The sequence below is a fragment of the Liquorilactobacillus sicerae genome, from assembly GCF_029916425.1.
Lineage (GTDB): Bacteria > Bacillota > Bacilli > Lactobacillales > Lactobacillaceae > Liquorilactobacillus > Liquorilactobacillus sicerae.
Map to the genome: position 1 here is coordinate 1 of NZ_JAHAVQ010000026.1, position 3,990 is coordinate 3,990.

Genomic DNA, 3,990 nt, shown 5'->3' on the forward strand with positions numbered 1-3,990 from the left:
GGTCATTTATAGTAAGATGTTGATAGTGGCTCATAATAGAAATCCTTCCTTTTTTAAGTTATAGACAAACTTATTATATTTGGATTTCCCTTGTGAGTCCTTTATTTTGTTTTAGCGTTGCACTTAATTTGACAATTCAAGATACTAAAAGACGTCAGCTATCAATAAAACTCTAGGAGGTAAAATTTTAATGGTTAAAACAAAAATTATAATTATGATAGAAAATATTTCTATCAGTGCCAAATATTATAGAACCTCTTCTTTAGTGTGCCCGTCTTTCTGCTCTATTATCATTGTGAATAATTCAAGATTAGTATGCATGAATTGCTTTAGTATCCAATAATGTTAACGTGAACAATTATGACAAACTATTTTCAACATATATCAGGGAAACTTTTACAATTATATTTGTAAAAGCTCAAAAAATAGTTGATTTATAGGCTATGAAGTTTTATTATCAAATTAAAGCAAGTATTGATTTATTTGCTAGTAATTATATGTTAACGTTAACAATTTCAACTATCACTTTAAACATTTCATAATAAGGTAAGGAGATGTAATAATTGGAAAAAACACTAAAAAGTTTACCAAGTAAAAAAGCTTGGGAAGATTTTAATAATGGCGACTGGCAGAATGAAATTGATGTGCGTGATTTTATTCAAAAGAACTTTAAACAATATGATGGTGATGAATCCTTTTTAGAAAATTCTACAAAGGCAACTAACGAATTAAATCAAAAACTAGTTAATTTAAAGATGAAAGAACGTGAAGCAGGTGGTGTTTTAGAAGCTGATACTAAAGTAGTTTCGACCATTACTTCACTGGGCCAGGTTATTTAGACAAGGATCTGGAAAAAATTGTTGGTTTGCAGACTGATAAGCCATTAAAGAAGTCATTAATGCCTTTTGGCGGAATCAGAATGGCCCGAGAAGCATTAAAAGCATATGGTTTTAAAATTAATCCAGAAACAGATTATATTTTCAGCTCTTTAACTAAGACTCATAATCAAGGAGTATTTGATGCTTACACAAGTGAGATTCGTAAAGCCCGTCATAACAAGATTATTACAGGTTTGCCTGATGCATATGCCCGAGGACGAATTATCGGTGATTTCCCTCGGATAGCATTGTATGGGATTGACCGCTTGATAGTGTCTAAGATTGAGGATCTTGATAATTATGGTGATCACGAAATGACCGATGAAGTCATCCAGATGCGTGAGGAGATTTCGGAACAGATTCGTGCCCTTAATCAAATAAAAGAACTGGCTGCAGCTTATGGATTTGATATTTCTCAACCAGCTACTACAGCTCAAGAGGCAATTCAGTGGCTGTATTTTGGTTATTTGGCGGCTATCAAGCAACAAAACGGTGCAGCTATGTCAATTGGTCGAATCGATACATTTATCGATATTTATATTGACCGAGATTTAAAGCGCGGAGTTTTAAATGAAAAACAAGCACAAGAATTAATAGATCAATTTACTATGAAACTGAGAATGGTTTCTTTTATTCGTACACCAGCATATAATGCACTATTTTCAGGAAATCCAATTTGGGCTACGTTATCCTTGGCTGGTATGGGATTAGACGGCCGTCACCATGTTACTAAAACAGCTTTTCGGTTTTTAAATACCTTGCATAATATGGGACCGGCACCTGAACCAAATATTACATTATTATGGTCAGAGAAACTTCCTGAAGCATTTAAACGTTATGCAGCAGGGGTTTCAGTTGAAAGTTCAACTATTCAATATGAAAATGATGATTTGATGCTTAAGCAATGGGGGACGGATTACTACGGTATTGCTTGTTGCGTTTCAGCTCAGCCAGTTGCGAATGGAATCCAATATTTTGGAGCCCGGGCTAATCTAGCAAAGACAGTTTTGTATGCAATTAATGGTGGCAAAGATGAAATTAGTAAAGCGCAAGTAGCTCCGGTTTATGCACCAATTACTAGCGAATATATTGATTATGATGAATTTATGGCGAAATTTGATCAAATGTTAGACTGGTTAGCAGATATTTATGTGAATGCTTTGAATACGATTCACTATATGCATGATAAGTATTATTATGAATCTGCACAATTAGCTTTAAAGGACACTAGATTGGATAGAACTTTTGCTACGGGAATTTCTGGTTTGTCAGTTGCAGCAGATTCGATTTCAGCTATCAAGTACGGACATGTAAAAGTTATTCGTGATGAAAACGGCATTGCAGTTGACTTTGAAGCCGAACATGATTTTCCACGTTATGGTAATAATGATGAGCGAGTTGACAAAATTGCAGTGTGGTTGGTTAAGTCTCTGTATACAAAGATGAATAAGCACCATCTTTATCGTGATGCTAAATTATCAACATCAGTTTTAACTATTACCTCAAATGTTGTCTATGGTAAAAATACAGGAACTACTCCGAATGGCCGACAAAAGGGAGCACCATTTGCACCAGGGGCTAACCCAGCTTATGGTGCAGAAACCAGTGGGGCACTGGCATCGCTTCTTTCGGTTGCAAAATTGCCATATAAATATGCAACTGATGGAATATCAAATACATTCGCTGTTACCCCTTCAACTTTAGGACATGATTTAGATTTGCAAAAAGATACGTTAGTCAACATGATCAGTGGTTATATGAGGAATAATGGACACCATTTAAATATTAATGTCTTTAATCGGGATACTTTGGTTGATGCTCAAAAGCATCCAGAGAAGTACCCGACATTAACAATTCGTGTTTCAGGCTATTGTGTTTATTTTGCGGATTTGACTAAGGAACAACAAGATGATGTGATTTCTCGGACATTCCATCAAACAATGTAAGGCTTTTTAAAATCATTGTATTTGAAGGGGATAGGATAATTATGTTGGGAAAAGAAGCAAAAATCAAACCATTACGTCAACGCCCAGTACCAATGCGTGATGGTCAAGTCCTAGGTTATGTCCATTCAACTGAGAGTTTTGGAGCAGTTGATGGGCCTGGAATCAGGTTTGTTGTATTTATGCAAGGTTGCAATATGCGTTGTCAGTATTGCCATAATCCTGATACGTGGAAAAAGAATGTCGGGAAACAAATGACGAGTGATGATGTTTTAAAAAAGGCTTTGCCGTTTCGTGCTTTTTGGGGTACGAAAGGCGGAATAACACTTAGTGGTGGCGAAATATTAGTTCAAATAGAATTCGCAATTGAGCTTTTTACTAAATGTAAAAAACTTGGCATTAATACATGTTTGGATACCTGTGGACAGCCATTTACACGAAGAGAACCATTTTTCAGTAAATTTAAGAAGCTGATGCAAGTAACGGATATACTGTTGGTTGATATTAAACACATTAATTCAGCTGAGCATCGAAAATTAACGGGATATCGTAACGAAAACATTTTAGATATGTGCAAGTATTTATCAGATATAGGAAAACCTGTTTGGATACGTCATGTCTTAGTTCCAAATAGAACAGATTATGATAATTACTTAAGTCAGCTGGGGGGATTTATTAAAACTTTGAAGAATGTCAAGAAGGTTGAAGTTCTACCGTATCATACTTTAGGCGTTCATAAATATCATGAAATGGGTATTAAATATCCTTTAGAAGGTATAAATCCTCCGACAAATGAAAGAGTAAAAAATGCAGAAAAGTTATTGCATGTTGAGAATTATCGAGGTTATTTAGAAAAATAATTATCAAGTTCTACAAGACATCCTTGAATTAGATAGCTTTGATTTTTTATTAACTATTGTTGGTGTGTTAAACATCAGAGTTCTATTACCTTGTGATTAGTGGGTATCAAAAACCAGTAAGCGATAGCTGAAATGACGGCCTATGTATAAGATAGTCCGGGATCATATAATGATTCTAGGTTCGGTTCTTTTTCAAGTAGTACTGATAAATAAAATTGCCTAAATTGCAATTTAAATTGGTATAGCTGGATTATTAAGCTATCTGTTCTGCGGAATGGATGGCTTTTTTGATGTAATAATGATAATTTA

At 34.7% G+C, this 3,990-nt stretch carries 1 protein-coding gene and 1 pseudogene; both read left to right on the top strand.

Annotated features, from left to right (window positions below; all coding sequences use genetic code 11):
* The first annotated feature begins 563 nt into the window (after positions 1 to 563).
* A pseudogene (gene pflB, locus KH893_RS10900) lies at positions 564 to 2,824 on the top strand (formate C-acetyltransferase).
* 41 nt (positions 2,825 to 2,865) lie between these two features.
* The gene (gene pflA / locus KH893_RS10905) at positions 2,866 to 3,681 is read left to right on the top strand and encodes a pyruvate formate-lyase-activating protein (protein ID WP_281166154.1); all 816 of its coding nucleotides are present in this window, start codon (positions 2,866 to 2,868) and stop codon (positions 3,679 to 3,681) included.
* The last annotated feature ends 309 nt before the right edge of the window (positions 3,682 to 3,990 follow it).

Coding starts and splice junctions, on each gene's coding strand:
- pflA (WP_281166154.1), top strand. CDS start 2,866: ATGTTGGGAAAAGAAGCAAAAATCAAACCATTACGTCAACGCCCAGTA.